This window comes from Carboxylicivirga linearis (genome assembly GCF_018271995.1).
GTDB lineage: Bacteria > Bacteroidota > Bacteroidia > Bacteroidales > Marinilabiliaceae > Carboxylicivirga > Carboxylicivirga linearis.
Window position 1 is genome coordinate 177025 of record NZ_JAGUCO010000006.1, and the last position, 18490, is coordinate 195514.

12 protein-coding genes are annotated in these 18490 nt (G+C 37.6%); 6 read left to right on the top strand and 6 right to left on the bottom strand.

Annotated features, from left to right (window positions below; all coding sequences use genetic code 11):
* Positions 1-143 precede the first annotated feature (143 nt).
* Positions 144-4487 carry a CusA/CzcA family heavy metal efflux RND transporter gene (locus KEM10_RS10870; RefSeq protein WP_212216023.1) on the top strand — a complete coding sequence of 1448 codons (4344 nt, stop codon included), beginning with the start codon at positions 144-146 and terminating at the stop codon, positions 4485-4487.
* A gap of 4 nt (positions 4488-4491) precedes the next feature.
* Positions 4492-5595 (top strand): efflux RND transporter periplasmic adaptor subunit, encoded by a 1104-nt coding sequence (locus KEM10_RS10875; RefSeq protein WP_212216024.1) that lies wholly within the window; start codon positions 4492-4494, stop codon positions 5593-5595.
* 29 nt (positions 5596-5624) lie between these two features.
* Here the strand turns inward: KEM10_RS10875 and KEM10_RS10880 are convergent, their stop codons facing one another.
* A complete protein-coding gene (locus KEM10_RS10880; protein WP_212216025.1) occupies positions 5625-6089 on the bottom strand; it encodes a hypothetical protein in 465 nt (154 codons plus the stop codon).
* 186 nt (positions 6090-6275) lie between these two features.
* Between KEM10_RS10880 and KEM10_RS10885 the strand changes: the two genes are divergently transcribed.
* The 3 genes from KEM10_RS10885 (at position 6276) to KEM10_RS10895 (ending at position 9602) form a co-directional block, all read left to right on the top strand.
* Positions 6276-8180 carry a helix-turn-helix domain-containing protein gene (locus KEM10_RS10885; RefSeq protein ID WP_212216026.1) on the top strand — a complete coding sequence of 635 codons (1905 nt, stop codon included), beginning with the start codon at positions 6276-6278 and terminating at the stop codon, positions 8178-8180.
* Between the two features lie 118 nt (positions 8181-8298).
* A complete protein-coding gene (locus KEM10_RS10890) occupies positions 8299-8979 on the top strand; it encodes a hypothetical protein (RefSeq protein WP_212216027.1) in 681 nt (226 codons plus the stop codon).
* A gap of 74 nt (positions 8980-9053) precedes the next feature.
* Positions 9054-9602: a GNAT family N-acetyltransferase gene (locus KEM10_RS10895; protein ID WP_212216028.1), complete on the top strand. Its 549-nt coding sequence runs from the start codon at positions 9054-9056 to the stop codon at positions 9600-9602.
* Positions 9603-9973: 371 nt separating this feature from the next.
* On the opposite strand, the gene KEM10_RS10900 is transcribed toward KEM10_RS10895, so the two are convergent.
* The 5 genes from KEM10_RS10900 to KEM10_RS10920 all read right to left on the bottom strand — a co-directional run bounded on the left by KEM10_RS10900 (position 9974) and on the right by KEM10_RS10920 (position 12629).
* Positions 9974-10615 carry a M50 family metallopeptidase gene (locus tag KEM10_RS10900; RefSeq protein ID WP_212216029.1) on the bottom strand — a complete coding sequence of 214 codons (642 nt, stop codon included), beginning with the start codon at positions 10613-10615 and terminating at the stop codon, positions 9974-9976.
* Between the two features lie 77 nt (positions 10616-10692).
* Positions 10693-11136 (bottom strand): MarR family winged helix-turn-helix transcriptional regulator, encoded by a 444-nt coding sequence (locus tag KEM10_RS10905; RefSeq protein WP_212216030.1) that lies wholly within the window; start codon positions 11134-11136, stop codon positions 10693-10695.
* A 67-nt stretch (positions 11137-11203) separates the two neighbouring features.
* The gene (locus KEM10_RS10910) at positions 11204-11683 is read right to left on the bottom strand and encodes a glutathione peroxidase (RefSeq protein ID WP_212216031.1); all 480 of its coding nucleotides are present in this window, start codon (positions 11681-11683) and stop codon (positions 11204-11206) included.
* A 66-nt stretch (positions 11684-11749) separates the two neighbouring features.
* Complete coding sequence (locus KEM10_RS10915; protein WP_212216032.1) at positions 11750-12193, bottom strand: DoxX family protein; 444 nt, start codon at positions 12191-12193, stop codon at positions 11750-11752.
* A 22-nt stretch (positions 12194-12215) separates the two neighbouring features.
* Entirely contained in the window at positions 12216-12629 is a 414-nt protein-coding gene (locus tag KEM10_RS10920; protein WP_212216033.1) for an organic hydroperoxide resistance protein, read from the bottom strand.
* A gap of 111 nt (positions 12630-12740) precedes the next feature.
* On the opposite strand from KEM10_RS10920, the gene KEM10_RS10925 reads away from it, so the two are divergent.
* Positions 12741-18389 (top strand): alpha-2-macroglobulin family protein, encoded by a 5649-nt coding sequence (locus tag KEM10_RS10925; RefSeq protein ID WP_212216034.1) that lies wholly within the window; start codon positions 12741-12743, stop codon positions 18387-18389.
* Positions 18390-18490: the final 101 nt, after the last annotated feature.

Sequence of the window (18490 nt, forward strand, 5' to 3'; positions counted from 1 at the left end):
AAATTATTAAACCTATTTGATAAATAGGCTTTATTGCGATTACCACTTGTCTTGAATAGATGTAATAGGTTATAAAGATAACTGACTAAACACCTTAAACACCTGGCAATCACTTAATATACAAATAACCTAAACCAAAAGTGATGTTGGAGAAAATCATTGATTTCAGCGTTAAAAATAAGCTTATTGTCATCCTCTTTACCCTTACGGTTGTTGGCTTTGGCTTGTTTTCAGTTTATAAAATTCCGGTTGGTACTGTTCCTGATATTACCAATAATCAGGTTCAGGTCATCACTACTTCTGGAAACCTGTCTACTCAGGAAATAGAACAGTTTATAACCGCACCTATTGAGATGGAGATGGCCAACCTTCCGGGTGTTGAAGAGATCCGTTCGGTGTCAAAATTCGGTATTTCTTTGGTAACAGTTGTCTTCGAAGATAAGCTGGGTACTTATTTGCCTCGTCAGTTAATTGCAGAAAAAATTAAAACTGCTTCAGAAAGTATACCCGAAGCTTATGGTGCCCCTGAAATGGGGCCTATCTCTACCGGTTTAGGTGAGATCTATCAATATATTCTGGATGTGAAACCCGGTTTCGAAGATCGCTATACACCTATGGATTTGCGAACAATTCAGGACTGGATAGTAAAACGACGTTTATCAGGCATTAATGGGGTGGTTGAAGTCAACAGCTGGGGCGGCTACCTAAAACAATATGAGGTGGCAGTTAATCCTTCGTTACTAAAAAGCATGGAACTTACATTACTGGAAGTTTTTAATGCACTTGAATCAAACAACAGTATTTCGGGAGGTGCTTACATCGAAAAAACTAATCAGAGTTACTTTATTCGAGGCGACGGTCAAGTCAAATCTATCTCCGACATTGAGAATATTGTGATTAAAAATAAGGCAGGTCATCCTGTTTTGATAAAAGATGTGGCGAAAGTTCAATTTGGTTATGCCAATCGTTTTGGAGCCATTACGGCCAACGGCAAAGGAGAAACCATATTGGGTCAGATAATGATGCTGAAAAATGCGAACTCAAAAGAGGTTATTCAGGCCGTTCACAATCGCGTGGAAGAAATACAAAGCGGATTGCCCGAAGGGGTATTTATTAACCCTATTTTGGAACGTGGCGAATTAATTGGAAAAACCTCAACCACTGTTGCCGAAAACCTGATTCTGGGAGCCATCATCGTTCTTTTCACGGTTATTCTTTTATTGGGAAACTGGCGCTCGGCTTTAGTGATTGCTTCCATGATTCCGCTGGCCCTATTTTTCACCATTTCGATGATGTACATTTTTGGTATTGATGCCAACCTTATGAGTTTAGGGGCACTCGACTTTGGAATTATCATCGATGGCGCTGTTATTATTGTGGAATACATTGCTCTGAAGATGAATCTTCTTACAAAGCAAAGCTCCGACAATGATGAACGGCAAAAACAAATGGATCGGATAGCCAATGAAGGCGCATCTAAAATGATGAAATCAGCTATTTTCGGTCAGGTTATTATTCTCATCGTTTTTATTCCTATTCTTTCTTTACAAGGCGTTGAAGGTAAAATGTTTCATCCTATGGCACTGGCATTTTCCTTTGCAATAATTGGTGCCATGATAATGGGATTAACCTGGCTACCGGTAGCATCTTCTTTATTTCTGAAACCTGTTGATGAAAACAAGAAAACAATTTCGAAATGGATTATGCAGAAACTGCATATTGCTTATACCCCTTCTATTGAATGGGCCTGTCGGAACAAGAGAATTGTGCTGGGATTAGCTATCCTGTCTTTAATTGCTACAGGTATTATTTTTACGCGTATAGGTGGTGAATTCGTTCCTACCCTGGATGAAGGTGATTTTGTTATTCAACCTGTTTTGAAAACGGGAACTTCTTTAACAAAAACTGTGGAAACTACCACTCGAATGGAGCAAATTCTGATAAAGGAATTCCCTGATGAAGTGGATCAGATTGTTTCGCGTATTGGTGCTGCCGAAGTTCCTACGGACCCGATGTCGATGGAGGAAATTGATATGATTATCAAGCTAAAACCAAAAGGAGATTGGAAAGCAGCTGACAACAAAGAAGAATTGGCCGAGAAGTTCAAAGAAGCGCTTTCTATCATTCCCGGAATTGAATATGAATTTACCCAACCTATTGAAATGCGCTTTAATGAGTTGATAACAGGTGTGCGCTCCGATATAGCCATAAAAATTTATGGCGAAGATCTGGATTATATCAATGAAAAAGCCAATGAGATTAAAAAGCTAATTGCTGATGTACCAGGCGCTGGAGATATAATTCTGGAAAAAACAACCGGATTGCCTCAAATAAAAGTGGATTACAAACGAGATAAGATTGCTTACTATGGTGTTGATATTAAAACCCTTAACTCCTACCTTTCAACGGCATTTGGTGGACAAATTGCAGGCGTGGTTTTCGAAGGTGAAAAGCGATTTGATATGGTAGTACGATTGCAAAATCAAAATCGCACCGACATTACAGATATCCGGCAATTGATGGTACCTGTCTCATCAGGACATCAGGTTCCACTCGCAGAACTAGCCAACATTGAATACACCAAAGGTCCGGCAAAGATATCGCGCGAGAACACTCGTCGACGAGTAGTAGTGGCGGTGAATGTGCGTAACCGCGATTTACAGTCGGTAATTGAAGATATTCAGGTTCTGATCAATCAAAAAATTAAATTAAGCCCGGGTAACTTTATCGAATACGGTGGTCAGTTCGAAAACCTGCAAAATGCTACCAATCGATTGATGCTGGCAGTACCGGTTTCTTTGCTACTAATATTTATCTTCCTCCATTTTGCTTTTAAATCGTTGAAAGATGCCATTATGATTTTCACAGCAATTCCTCTGGCAACTGTAGGTGGTGTTTTCTTACTATGGCTTCGCGGAATGCCTTTTAGTGTTTCAGCAGGTGTTGGTTTTATTGCTCTGTTTGGTATTGCCGTATTAAATGGTATTGTCTTGATCGAACACCTGAAGGAGCTTCAACATAAGAATGGTGGAAATATTAGAGGTATTATAGTAAAAGGAACCAAAGACCGATTGCGCCCTGTTTTACTGACCGCAGGAGCTGCTGCCATGGGTTTTCTTCCAATGGCTATATCAACAGGTGCGGGAGCCGAAGTGCAGCGTCCGTTAGCAACAGTGGTAATTGGCGGGCTCATTACCTCTACCTTGCTGACTCTGATTGCTCTTCCGTTGTTATTCGAAATATTTTATAATGTAGTCAGGATTCAGATCTTTCCGTTTAAAGTAATCCGATCAAAAGGTACTGCTGTTATTATAAGCTTTATGTTGCTTTCATCTCCATCGTTATTTGCACAAAAGCAAGAGCTAAATCTTAATCAGATTATTGAAATTGCTGTCAATAATAATAAGCAAATAAAAGCCAGCGAACTGGAAGTGGAAAAAGCCAATGTAATGAAAAGAACAGCTTTCTCGCCGGATAAAACAACCGTTGCCTACAGTACCGACGAGAATAATATTGCCGAGAACGGTCATCCTTTAAAAGTTTGGGGTGTTGAGCAACGTATTGATTTTCCCGGTTTGTATGTGTCGCAAGGAGAAATGCGAAAGCTTGAAATAGATATTGCCGAAACGGAAATGTTAATTCAAAAAAACACCTTACAAAAAGAAGTATCCCTACTTTATTACGAGCTTCAAATGTTGTATAGTCAAATGAATATATACAAGCAACTGGATTCGGTTTTGATAAAGCTGGAACGGTTTAATGAACGACGGTTTGAAGTAAAGGATATCAGCAAACTGGATTTACTAAACATCAAAGCAAAAAAGAACCGAGTGATGGTGGCTGAAAATAACCTTAACCTATCCATTGAGAATACCTTCAAACGCTTAAAGGTTGTGATGAATTACAAGGAAGATTTTACGGTCCCTAAATCATCAGAGTTAGTCTTGTCAACCTCATCAGTTAGTGACTCTCTTTTGCTTTTTAAATGGTTTGATCTGCAAAATCAACATGCCGAATCACTGGTGAAGGTGGAAAAGAATAAAATGCTGCCAGATATCACATTCAACTATTTCATAGGATCAAATGCATACGAAAATGCTCAAAACTACCAGGGTTTTGAAGTTGGTTTGGCCATTCCCCTGTTCTTTGGAAATCATTCTGCCAATATTAAGGCAGCCAGATTAACAGGACAATCGCAATCGTTACAATTCTCAAATCAAATGGATATGATCAAAAATGATTTGGAGAAAATGAATGCCGAACAAAAAAGGTATGCCAATCTGATTGACAATTATAACGAAATTGAAAAACCTCTGGCTGATGAAATGATGCGTACGGCAATGAAAGCATATCAATTGGGCGGCGTCAGTTTTTTTGAGCTATCTAATAATTTTGAAGAAGCCATTAATATTCAAATGCGCTACTTCGAAAATGTATTTAACTATAACCGAATAAGTCTTGAAATGAAATACTATACTAACTTTTAATACCATGAGAACAATATTATATATACTACCTTTTCTGATCCTTTTTTCATGCAGTCATAAAGCTTCAGAAGAAGAATCAACAAACAATAATCTGATAGAGATAAGCAAGCAACAATTCGAAGCTGAACAGATGGAGTTGGGCGAAATTCAGCTTATGACTTTCCCTTCAAAACTGTACTTTACAGGTTATATCAAACCCAACACCAACGGTTGGGCTAAAGTAGGATTACCTGTTGAAGGTATTGTTCAGCAAATTAAGGCTAATTTAGGGCAAGCCGTACAAAAAAATGATCCTTTGTTTGTTATCGGAGGGAATCAGTTTATCGACCTTCAACAAAAATATGCAGAATCAAACGCTCGCCTTAGTCAGTTAAAAGCAGACTACAACAGAGTAAATCTGTTATACGATGAAAATATTGGAACTGAAAAAGAATATATCACTGCAAAAAGTAAGTACGAATCGGAACTGGCAAAGAATAATGCTCTTAAGATGAAACTTGAGAATATTGGATTGAATGTGAATCGCATTGCCCAGGCATCGTTGTATACTTCATACACCATTACATCACCCATCAAAGGATATATTACTAACATGGAGGCAACTATTGGCGAATACATCGATCAACAGGAAGAAATGGCATCTATTGTTGATACAGAAAAGTTGCGCTTACAAATTATCGCTTTTGAAAAAGATATCATGTCAATAAAAGTGGGGCAACAAGTGGAGTTTCATTCCAGTGGGAAAGATGAAGTAGCCTTAGCAACAATCAGCCTTGTTGGCAGAACAGTAAATTCCGAAAGCAAATCTATTGAATGTTATGCTACCATCGAACCTGAATATCTTGATAAATTTATCAATAACCAATTTGTGGAAGGAGAAATCACCTTAAGTTCCGATACAGTTGCTGCCCTTCCGACTGATGCCATTATTCAGGCAGATGACTTGAGTTATGCTCTGCTGTTAGAGAATGAAACAGACAGCAGTTACTTATTTCAGAAAGTTAATATTCAAAAAGGCAGATCAACCAAAGATTTTATCGAAGTAAAAAACAAAATAAGATCAGGAAAAATAGTTACAAAAGGAGTTTATAATATTGTTGTAGATTAATAACCTGATTTCCACTAAAACTTTTAGGCTCAGAACTCAACATCAATATCAAGTTGACGATTTTCTTCCAGCGCTTTTTTATCGAGTTGATTACCAATAAATAACCCAATAATTAAACCAGAAGGAATTCCCAAACCAAGATAAACCATTTTACCCATAACATAACCGATGATAGCTCCGAGAGGAATTCCAATAAGAATCATCCCCATGATGAGCCATCGAGTTCGGTAAAAACTGCGAGGTACAATTTTAAGTTTTCGTTCCAGCAATTTTACAATGAAGTACAGTGATTTATTTACTATTCGCTGTAGTTCTTTGTTTGAACCGGCAAACAAGTTGATCTCTTCGATTCTTTCGTTTATTCTAGCACTAATATCTTCAGGAATATTTTTTTTCTTAACTTCATTAAGCAGTCGTCGAAAGTATATAAAACGCTTTCTGAGCCTAACATTTCGCTTTATATCCGGTTTATCAGTAAGTTCTAATATCTCCATAATTTTTCAGATTAAAAGCACAAACTATCTTACACTGCTAAATCTCTAACTATTAGTCAATATACCACATTAAGTTCACAAATTAAAATATACGATCAACCAGTTACTTAAAAAAAAAATATTGATTTATACAGAAACAATCTACATATCAGATAGCCCTTACATCTTTAATAAAAATGTTGTAATTTGAGTAAGGTTGATATGGAGACGGGAAACATGCCGGAAGATAAATTTCTGAAAAAAGTAAAAGAGATTATACTTGCTCATCTGGAAGATGATTCTTTTGGAGTAGCTAATCTTGCCCGTGAAATGGGTTTAAGTCGTTCTCAGCTATTTCGTAAGTTAAAATCATGCAGTAATTATTCGGCCAATCAGCTCATCAGAAATATTCGCTTAGCCGAGGCTTGTAAACTAATTGAAGAAGATACTTATACTGTCTCAGAAGTAGCCTATAAAGTTGGTTTTAGTAGCCCATCTTATTTTAATAAATGCTTTCACGATCAGTACGGTTGTGCTCCCAGTGATTATCTGAAAACCAAAACAGAGCAAGCTGTACCTGTTGAAAAAACGCTTCAAAGAAGCTTAAGACCGGTATTAAAAATAGTTATACCGGCAGTGATGGTATTATCGGTTATTTTGCTCTTATCCCTCATCCGCAACAATAGCAATACATCCGTAAATGCAGCATCTGTCAGCGAGCATTCCATTGCTGTAATGCCTCTGTTGGATCTATCGGAAAATAAACAGCGTGAACACATTGCCGTTGGACTAACTGATGCAATTATACTGGAATTATCAAGAATTAAAAACCTACGTGTAATTTCAAGGGGTTCAGCCATGCTGTTTCAGGATTCGGTTTTACCTTATTCAAATATTGCTGCACAACTGGGAGTAAATCTATTGTTAGAAGGTTCCATTGTGTATAACGATGATAGTATGCGTGTCACCGTTCAGCTGATTGAACCATTCCCGGAAGAAAAACACCTGTGGGCGAATAAATATGAAGAAAGTTCGCTCAACATCATTCATCTTTCTAATGATATTTCAAATGCTATAGCCAATGAAATTGAATTGGTTGTTGATGACTCAAAAAAAACATCCAGTGTAAATCCGAACGTTTACGACCTATATTTAAAAGCTCACCATTTATGGCTCACTCAGAAACCACAATCTATCAGAGATGCTATTGATTATTTACAACAGTCAATGGCCATCGACTCTGGTTATGCCCCGGCATACAGTTTATTGGCCGAATGCTATATTAGCCTGAATAAATTTATCCGCAATAACGATGAAAAGCTTAAAAACAGGCAAAACGGGAGAGCTGCCATTGATAAGGCCTTGAACAAAGCTATTGAAATAGACGGATCGTTGGCTGAAGCCTACATTACCAAAGGCAATATATTGGGTAAGTTCGATTATAACTGGGAAGGTATGAAAACCATGGTTGAAAAAGGTTTAAAATTAAATCCTAATAAATCAACCGGTTACATAGCTCTTTACTACTACTATTTGGTAAAAGGTGAATTGGATAAGTGTATTGCAATGGCTCATAAAGCCGAAGAATTAGATCCATTAAATCCACGAACTTTAAATACAGTTGCCAATGCATACGTATTAGCGGGACGTTACTCTGAGGCCATAGAACAATATCAGGATGTTATTAAAATGTTCAGCGACTACGGATTCGCCTGGGACGGACTTGGATATGCTTACTATATGATGGGAGATACAACCAATGCTATAGAAGCGTGGAGCGAATTACATCGTATTATTGGCAATACTGAGCTGGTGAAATACTATCAAACAGAATCATTTAAAAAAAGCATTCGTTTCTGGCTGGATAAAACAACCACCGGCGAAAAAATGTATTGCTCTAATCCTTCCATAATAGCCATGGTTCATCTGTTTGTTGATGACCCAGAAGGAGCAATGGATTATATTGAATTCGCTTACAAGTACAAACATCTCGATTTGCCTTTTATGATTATCAAACCTAATTTCAGAAAGTTATATAACCATCCTGGGTTTAATGAGATCGCAAAAAAAGTAGGTGTCAACCTCAACAATTATAAGAAGATGAATATTTGATGCACATCGCAATAATTGTTATACAAATGAACCAATATTAGCATTGATTGCAACATAATTACTGGGTTGAGAAACACCATTCTGACGAATTTTGATTAATACTTTAAATCAAAACGTTATGAAAAAATTTAATTATTTCGCTGCTATTTTTGTGCTTTTAATGCTATTCTTCTCATGTGAAAAGTACAATTCATTCGAACCCAAACCCGATCAGGCTGAATTAAAATCAGATCATACTCCTCTTACCGGTTTTGATGAATGGGGATTTAACTACCAGGCACAATTGTTTGATGGGTATCTGATCAACGCCCTATTTGGCGATCCTGCCTTTGCAGGAATGGAACATTATAAAACAATGGTTTACAATGGTGAAGGACCTGAGTTTTGGGAAAAAGTAATTGCGGAGTACGATTACTTTAACTATATGATGCCAGCCGGTTTGCTTGATTGCAAGATGAAAATGAAATGGAACACCTACTTATTGGGTAAGGATGGTGTATACCCCGAATCATGGGTAGATTCTGATGCCTGGATTGTGTTTCATTACAAGATGAAATCAAAAGATCAAAACTGGACACAAATAAGAAAATTGGTTGCCCGCAACAGTAGTTATGAATTAATAAATGGCTACTGGTATAATCAGGATGGTAAAGAAGTAGGAAAAGAATCCTATTATTGGCCCGACTTAATGATCATTCAGGTTATTAATAATGGTAACAACCCATATGTACCAATGGCTATGCCCGAAGATTACAACAATCCCAACGGATCGGGCGTTGGTAAATATAAGATGAAGTAAATGTATTACTCTTAGAGATCTCCGGCTAATACCGGAGATTTTTTTACTTTTATTCGAAAGAATAAAAAAATAAAATGTTTGATAGCTTTATTCGTGATGGAAATCCAGATGACTTACCTCTAATTCAACAAATTTCTGATACCGAGCTTGGAACCGGTTATTTCAACACCTTCAACAATAATCTTTTTTCAGAATCAAACCAAATACGAGTAATCATCCACAAAGAGGTTCTGGTTGGATTTTGCTATTCATATATAACTTCTTTCAAAGAAATCAATATAGCTTGGGAACTATCCGAAAATCAATTCGCACCCAATGACAAAGTAGGTGTTTTGAAAACTATTGCAGTAAAATACAGATTCCAAAAGCAAGGACTTGGGAATGCACTGCTTGAGGATACCATTAATGGAATATTCCAGAATAACGCAACAGCTATTTTTACCTCCCTTTGGAATAATCCAGATAAGGAATCTAATATTAATTTAATGATTAAGAATGGATTTAGGTGGCAAAAAACCATACCTAACTACTGGACATCCGACAGTATTATAAAAAGTTATCATTGTCCGGCATGTGGATATCCATGTAAATGCTCAGCAACTATTTACCTCAAATTACACTAGCTCTTTCTTTCAACCATTGTACACTTATAAACAATAATATCTCAATGGTGTCTATGAGATCTATGATCTTGATTTCTCAAGTAGAAGAAAGCAAATAGTATTCCAAATAAAACGACTCCTGTAAAAATATAAAATGCTACCATGATTACTATTTTTAAGATGAAACATCTGTTAAAACGGGTATCATCACTAATATAATACCATTGATACCAAAGAACAATCATTCAAACATTATCACTACAATGTCATGCATAAAAAACACAATCTCTTCTACAAAAATACAAATTATGCAAGGTGATGTAAATAGTTGCTTCTGCTAGTATTATGGAGCTTTAACAATAGATGTGCAGCTTATCAATAATCCTTGATATCTACTTCCAGCTTCGTCTTATATTTAAGTAAGTAATGTACGATACCACAGCCAACCATATAATGGCCCAGCCCAACTGAGGTAAAATGGGGAGCAATGAAGTAAAATGAGCCAAATCGGATGAAGGACCACCGTTAAAATCGAGAATAATATAAAACAAAGTGGTGGCTCCAATAGCTAATAATGAATATACCTGAACACTTTTCTTAGCCTTCGAAAGCCAGTAGAATAGTCCGGCAAATACAATTAATAATATGGTTGATCCAAGGGAGTTAAACCAAACAATACCACTGAATATCAAGACAAGCATTATCAAATACAAAATCCATATGATATATTTTTCTTTGTATAAAGCCACAAATAATAATAAATTTCCCCAAATGGCACTTCCGATGTATCCTCCTGGAATGACCAGCAAAGACAAACCACCAGCGACCATAGCATAGCCCGACCCATTATTGTTAATCTGAATACCGTGTACGCTACCTCCGGTAATCAGAGCAAATAAAGCATGACCGGTTTCGTGAAAAATAGTAACCAATAAAGTAATAGGATAAACTACTAATGCTCCGTAAGGTATATAATTAACAAGCACCCAATAAAGTAGAATAGAAGCAATGATAAATAGAAGTTTCTTTGTCATATCAGTTAGTTATTCGCATTGATGAAAATACTATTCCTTCAATAAAATTCCTAACTAATATAATATCATAGCTTGCTTTATTTACCGGACAGATGATCAATAATTTTTCCCAAATCCTCTTTCAGTCGAATTAATTCTTCAACACTCATCGGTCCTTCTAAAAGATGATTGGCTAATCGTTCGGGAATAAGAACTGCTCTTTCCTTTAGCTCCTCTCCTTTTTCGGTAAGCTCTACAATTACTTTTCGCTCGTCTTGTTCCGACCGTTGTTTAGTAACCAGGCCTTGTTTCTCCATTCGTTTTATCAAAGGAGTGATGGTATTAGTATTTAAAATCAACTTCTTAGCAATATCATTTACCGGTTGCCCATCACTTTCCCACAAGATCATCAATACCAGATACTGCGGATAAGTAATTTCCAAGGCATCTAAATAAGGTTGATATTCTCTGGTAATTAACCGAGACGCGGCGTAAACCGGAAAACAAAGCTGATTTTCTAACTTTAATTGATCGTAACTCATAATTCAAGAACAGGAGACTAAATACAAAGTTGCAAAAAATAACAGCCTCCTGACTTAATTGTTTCTATTAATTAAGAATATTTTCCAAATACTTCTCAATCTTTTCCGGTTTAGTAGTTGGTGCAAAACGCTTAACAGGGTTGCCGTCTTTATCAACCAAAAACTTGGTAAAGTTCCATTTTATCTTATTACCTAATGTGCCTTTTAATTCACTTTTCAGGTATTTGTACAATGGGTGTGCATCATCTCCGTTAACATCAATCTTTGAAAACATTGGAAAGGTAACCCCATAGTTTATCATGCATCCTTCTGAGATTGATTTCTCATCGCCCGGCTCTTGATTAGCAAACTGATTACATGGAAAACCTAATATAACCAAACCTCTATCCTGATACTTTTTATACATACTCTCTAATCCCTCAAACTGAGGTGTTAATCCACATTTACTGGCTGTATTAACCACCAATACTGTTTTTCCTTTAAACTCTTCCATTGAAACTGGCTTGCCTTGCAAACTCTTCGCTTCAAACTGATAAAACTGATTCATTTCTTTATTTTTTTAGTTGCTAGCTGTTAACCTCGTACTAATTGCCATTATTATACTTTACTATAACTACTGCCTGTTTTTATTAAACATTACACAGAACACTCCGGTTGACCACAAAGCCCAAATAATTAAAACAGGCTGAAAAAATAATCGAATAAACCGTGCTCTGTCGGTATCTAACCCAAAGGCATCAACCTGATTGATATATTGAGAAATATTACCTGGGAATATTAACACGTAAAAAATTGCCAAAGCCAAGCCTGCTATCACTTTGTATTTTCCGGAGAAAATCATTGATAGTCCAAGCAATATTTCCACCACACCGGATGCCAATACCACAAAATCAGTATCAAACGCAAGCCAGGTTGGAACTTGCGCCACAAATTCGGTACGTAACCATAGCAGGTGACCTGTTCCGGCATAAACCATAAACGACCCAAGTAGAATTCTAAAAATGCTTTGCCAAATGTTAGTTTTACTGCAAGGTGAGTTAAGTATGTTCGTTTTCATTTCTATGGTTATTTGTTAATTTTTACTTCAACTTTAGTTCCACCACAACATTACCTTTTATTGCCTTTGAATAAGGGCAAGTAGCATGTGCCTGCTCAAGCAATTTCTGGGCTGTTTCTGCATCTGTTCCTTGTATATCAGCTTCAATCTGAACACATAAATTGTATCCTTCTGTTTCTGACATCTGCAAAGCAACAGTCACCTCCAGTTTTGACTTAATTCTAATTTTTTGCTGATGAGCTACATATATTAAGGCATTGTCGAAACAAGCAGCATATCCGGCTGCAAATAATTGTTCTGGATTGGTAAAATCATCATTGGCTCCACCCATCGCTTTGGGTAAGCGGACTTCTAAATCCAAAATACCATCGTTACTTTTTACTTTTCCGTTTCTTCCACCGCTTACTTCTGCTGTTGTTTGATAAATCGTTTTCATAAGTCTTATTTAAATTTCTTTTTATATCGTTTGCGACACAAATATACACGTTAATTTTATGTCGCGTGCGATCTTTTAGGTTTTTAACGAACTTTAACTCAACTGAATTTCATGCAACTGTGTTATTTTATTAATCTTAATTTTAAGCTTCAGGAGGTGATTGTTGCTGATAATTATTATTTTAGAATAAAATTTAAACTAAATACCATAATGTTCAAACAATCCATTTGGGGTTTTCTAATCGTTTTAATTACGATCGCCACCACCTATTCCTGTCAATCGAAACAAGAAAAAAGCACTGTTAAAGAGGTTGTTTACAATGAAAAGGTAAGCGCCTTTACCTCTGGAATAATCTCTAACGAAGGGCTAATACAGGTTCAGTTTGCAAATAAAATTACAGGGGTTGAACCGGGTCAGCAAGCCGATTCAAAGCTCGTCAGTTTTAAGCCTTCAATAAAAGGTAAGACAGAATGGTTAGATGCATATACGTTACAATTTGTGCCTGATAACCGACTTCCTTCCAGCACTGAGTATCAGGTGGAAGTAAACCTTCCTAAATTGTTTGAAGATGAAAAAGAGATGTTTAAGTTTAGCTTTGCCACCATCACTCAAAATTATCGTTTTGTTTCAACAGGACTGGAACCTGTAAGTGCTGATAAACTGGAAGAAAACACCTATAAAGGAAAAATATCTTTGGCTGATAATGCCAATAACAATGATATAGAAAGGCTTGTAAAAGCAACACAAGACGGTAAAGAGTTACCCATTGAATGGACTCATATTGCAAGTGAAAACAATCATCAATTTATAATTAAGGAGGTAATTCGCAAAAAGCAGGCTGGCTTGTTGGTTCTGCACCTGGACGGATCACCTATTGGGGTTGATAAAAAATCGAAAGAGGAAATAGATATTCCATCACTGAACGATTTTAAAGTGGTATCAACCAAAGTGATGATGCACCCTGAACAGCATATTGTGGTTACCTTTTCCGATCCATTGGATGCCAGGCAAAACATAACCGGAATGGTAAGCCTTGGTAAGGTAGCTGATTTAAAATACGAAATTGACAATAACCGCCTGAAAGTATATCCACCATATCGATTATCGGGAAAGAAAGAAGTGATTGTACATACCGGTATCAAAAACAGTCTATCCTACCCGCTAAATGAAGAATCGAGATACGAGCTATTGTTTGAGACCCCAAAACCTGCTATTAGTTTAATTGGTCGCGGAAGCATCCTTCCAAATTCCGATGGTTTGATTTTTCCATTTAAGGCAGTTAGTCTAAAAGCTGTCGAAGTGCGTATCATTAAAATATTTGAATCGAATGTGGCGCATTTTCTGCAAGTGAACGATTTAGATGGAAGTAATCAACTTCGTCGTGCCGGTCGTTTGGTACTGAAAAAGACCGTACAATTAGACAAAGACCCTTCATTAAATCTGGCCGAATGGAATGTATTTTCTCTTAATCTAACCGATCTGATACAAGCCGAACCAGGTGCTATTTATCGCGTGGAGCTTAAAATGAAGAAGAAGCATAGTTTTTATCCCTGCGGTGATGGTGAAAACAATGCAGAAACAGAAATAACTGACGAAGAGAACGAAATAACAGAAGCTGACATGGCTTATTGGGATCGCCCTGATAGTTATTACAGTACTTATTGGGATAATTACGAACCCTATAACTGGCGCGAACGAGAAGATCCGTGCTCCGACTCATACTTCAGCAATAAAGTAGTTGGTAAAAATATTCTGGCTTCTAACATAGGTATAATTGCAAAAAAAGGAAACAGTAAAGAAATTGTTATAGCTGTTAGTGATTTAAGAACAGCCCAACCTATTGCCAATGCCGATGTTGAAATTTTAAATTACCAAAGTCAGGTAATGGGACAAATTAAAACTGATGCCAATGGATTGGCTCGTATCCCTATTGAAAACCGTCCTTTCCTTGTTATTGTTAAAAGCAACGAACAGCGTGGTTACCTTAAGTTAGTGGAGGGTAACACTCTTTCGTACAGTCGTTTCAATATCAACGGGCAACACACGCAAAAAGGAATGAAAGGTTTTATCTATGGCGAACGTGGTGTTTGGCGACCCGGTGATACTTTGTTTGTTTCATTTATCTTGCAAAATAAGGGTGAAGCCTTGCCTGTTGAACATCCAATTGTTTTTGAATTATTGAATCCTCACGGACAAATAATCAATAAGCAGGTTAGTAGTCTGCAAAACCAGACTTTATTCTCTTTTAGCACTAAAACGGATACCGATGCTCCTACCGGATACTGGACAGCAAGAGTAAAGGTGGGCGGAAGCATATTTGAAAAAGGTTTGAGAGTAGAAACCGTAAAACCCAACCGACTAAAGATCAAGCTTGATTTTGGCTCTGATAAATTAAATCCGGGTGAAGCCATGAACACCGACATGGAAGTAAACTGGCTGCATGGCGCTGTGGCTCGCAATTTAAAGGCTGATGTTGCGGTTACCTTAAATCAAACACGAACACAATTTGATACTTACAGAGATTATGTATTTGATGATCCGGCACGCAACTTTAACTCAGAAGAATATACCGTGTTTGATGACAATTTAGATGCCAACGGTAAAGCTAATATTAATGCTACCATTGATGTTGAAGATGCAGCTCCGGGTATGTTAAAGGCTTCTTTCCTAACCAGAGTTTTTGAAAAAAGTGGAGATTTTAGTGTGGATCGATTCACCGTACCGTATGCGCCCTACCCCGTTTTTGTGGGCATCAAAACACCCAAAGGAGATAAACGAGGCATGCTTTTAACTGATACCGCTCATATTGTTAATGTGGCCACACTGGATGCTGATGGCAACCCGGTCAGTGTAAAAAATCTTTCATACTATGTATATAAAGTAAGTTGGCGCTGGTGGTGGGAATCATCTCAGGATAACCTTGCAAAATACGTTGGTACACGTCATCAAAATATTATCACCAGTGGCAAAGTAAGCACAGTAAATGGTGAAGGTCAGTTTAAATTTAAAATCAAGTACCCTGAATGGGGCCGTTACCTCATCCGGGTGATTGATAATAATAACGGGCATGCAACCGGAAAAACGGTTTATGTTGATTGGCCGGGATGGGCAGGTAAACGTCAGGATAAAGATGCATCATCCGCATCAATGTTAAGCTTCTCTTCTGATAAAGAAAAATACAATGTAGGCGAGAAAGCAACCATTACATTTCCTTCATCTGCAGCCGGACGAGCCTTAGTTTGCATTGAAAATGGTAATTCGGTGATGAACAGTTGGTGGGTAACATCCGAAGAAAAGAGCACATCTTTTAGCTTTGATATTACCGAAGAAATGACTCCGAATGTATATGTTTCGGTAACATTACTTCAGCCTCATGCACAATCGGTCAACAACCTTCCTATTCGTTTATACGGTGTAATTCCATTAATGGCTGAAGATCCTAAAACACATTTAAATCCTGTTATTGATATGCCTGATGAATTACGTCCGGAACAGGATGTTACCATCAAGGTAAGCGAAAAAGACGGACAAGCTATGAGCTATACTTTGGCCATGGTTGAAGACGGCTTACTGGATCTGACCCGATTTAAAACACCTCGCCCATGGGATTATTTCTTTGCCAAAGAAGCATTGGGTGTAAAAACATGGGATTTATACGATCAGGTGATTGGTGCTTATGGTGGAAAAATTGAGCAAATGTTCAGCCTTGGAGGTGATGACGATATGGCTGCCAAAAAAGGTGGAAATAAAGCCAACCGTTTTAAGCCGGTGGTTAAGTTCTTTGGTCCATATACTTTAAGGGCCGGCAACACAGATGAACATACTTTTACCATGCCCCGTTACATTGGATCGGTTCGCACCATGGTGATTGCCTCATCGGAAAACGCTTATGGAAACACTGATAAAACAACTCCCGTCAGAAACCCATTGATGGTATTGGCAACTTTGCCTCGTGTGTTAGGACCTGACGAAGAAGTAGATTTGCCGGTGACTGTTTTCGCTATGAAAGAAAACATCAAAAATGTGAAGGTAAAGGTAGAATCTAACGATTTAATGACTGTTTTGGGTGATAATACTCAAACCATCAGTTTTAATCAAACAGGCGAACAGGTGGTTGTTTTTAAAGTGAAAGTGAAACCGACGATAGGCATTGGCAAAGTAAAAGTTATGGCCAGTGCTGCCGGTGAAGAAGCAGAGGATGAAATTGAACTGGAGGTTCGTAATCCAAATCCACGAATTACAACCGTTTCAAATATTCAAATTGAAAAAGGTAAGTCAGGAAAATTGGAATATACACTTCCGGGTATTGAAGGCACTAACCATGCTTCGCTGGAGATTTCTTCTATTCCTCCAATTGATTTTGGTCGACGCTTGAAATACTTGATTTCATACCCTCACGGATGTGTTGAACAAACCACTTCAGGAGCATTCCCTCAGCTATTTTTAAGTGATTTGATTGATAGCGGTGATGATTTTGAAGAAACCACTGCTCGCAATATTAGAGGTGGCATTAATCGTTTGGCCGGTTTTATCAAACCTGATGGAGGATTAAGTTACTGGCCTGGCAGCACTTCATCGAGTGATTGGGGAACTACTTATGCCGGACATTTCTTATTGGAAGCTGAAAAGAAAGGATATCAGCTTCCGGTTGGTTTTAAGAACAAATGGATCAAGTATCAACGCTCTCAAGCTCGTCAGTGGAGCTACAATAAATTATATCGAGGACGTGATCTGGCTCAGGCCTATCGTTTATATACCTTAGCATTAGCTGGTGAACCAGAATTGAGTGCGATGAACCGAATGCGAAACCTAAGTTACCTGAGCTTGCAGGCCCGCTGGCGATTAGCTGCTGCCTATGCTTTAGCTGGTCATAAAAATGTAGCCAACGAATTGGTTAATAATGCATCGATGGACGACTTTACAGAGTATGATCGTAATTACAGTTATGGTTCAACCGAGCGAGATATTGCCATGATTATTGAAACGCTTGTATTACTGGATCGAAAATCGGATGCAGGTGACTTGGTATTACAATTATCAAAAAGCTTATCGAGCCAACAGTGGATGAGTACTCAAACAACGGCTTATTCACTTTTAGCCATTAGTAAGTATGCCGGAACATCAGGAGTTAGTAAAGGCATCCGTTTTGAATGGGAAGGAGCTGATCAAAAAGGTGCAAAAGTTGAATCTCAACTTTCTATCTATCAATCAGCTTTAAATACTGCCCGTACCAGTGGATCGTTGACCATCACCAATAAGTCAGAAGGAGTTTTATTTGCCCGTGTAATAATGGATGGTATTCCAGCCACAGGAGATAGCACTGCTTTGTCGTCTAACCTTCATATGAAGGTTGTTTATAAAGACCTCGCGGGCAATGTTATTGATGTTACTCGATTGGAACAAGGCAGCGACTTTATTGCCGAGGTATCTATAAAAAATCCTGGAACTAAAGGTAATATCGAGAACTTAGCTTTAACTCAAATATTTCCATCAGGTTGGGAAATCAGAAATACCCGAATGGAAGATATCAAAAGTGCATATGAGGCTAATACTCCTGATTACAGGGATTACCGCGACGACAGGGTTTATTCATATTTCAACCTGATGAAAGGATATTCAAAAAAGTTTGTTATCATTTTAAATGCAGGATACAAAGGAAAATACTATTTGCCGGCAGTAAGTTGTCAGGCAATGTATGATAATACAGTGGCAGCTCGCCAACCCGGTAAATGGGTTGAAGTGGTTGCTGCCGGAGAATAATATAATCAACCTAAAAACTTAACCAAAAGTGAAACATTCAAAGGAGAAAGATTTTGACTGTGGCTATAAAAACATGATGTTTAGGACTAAAATGAATCATT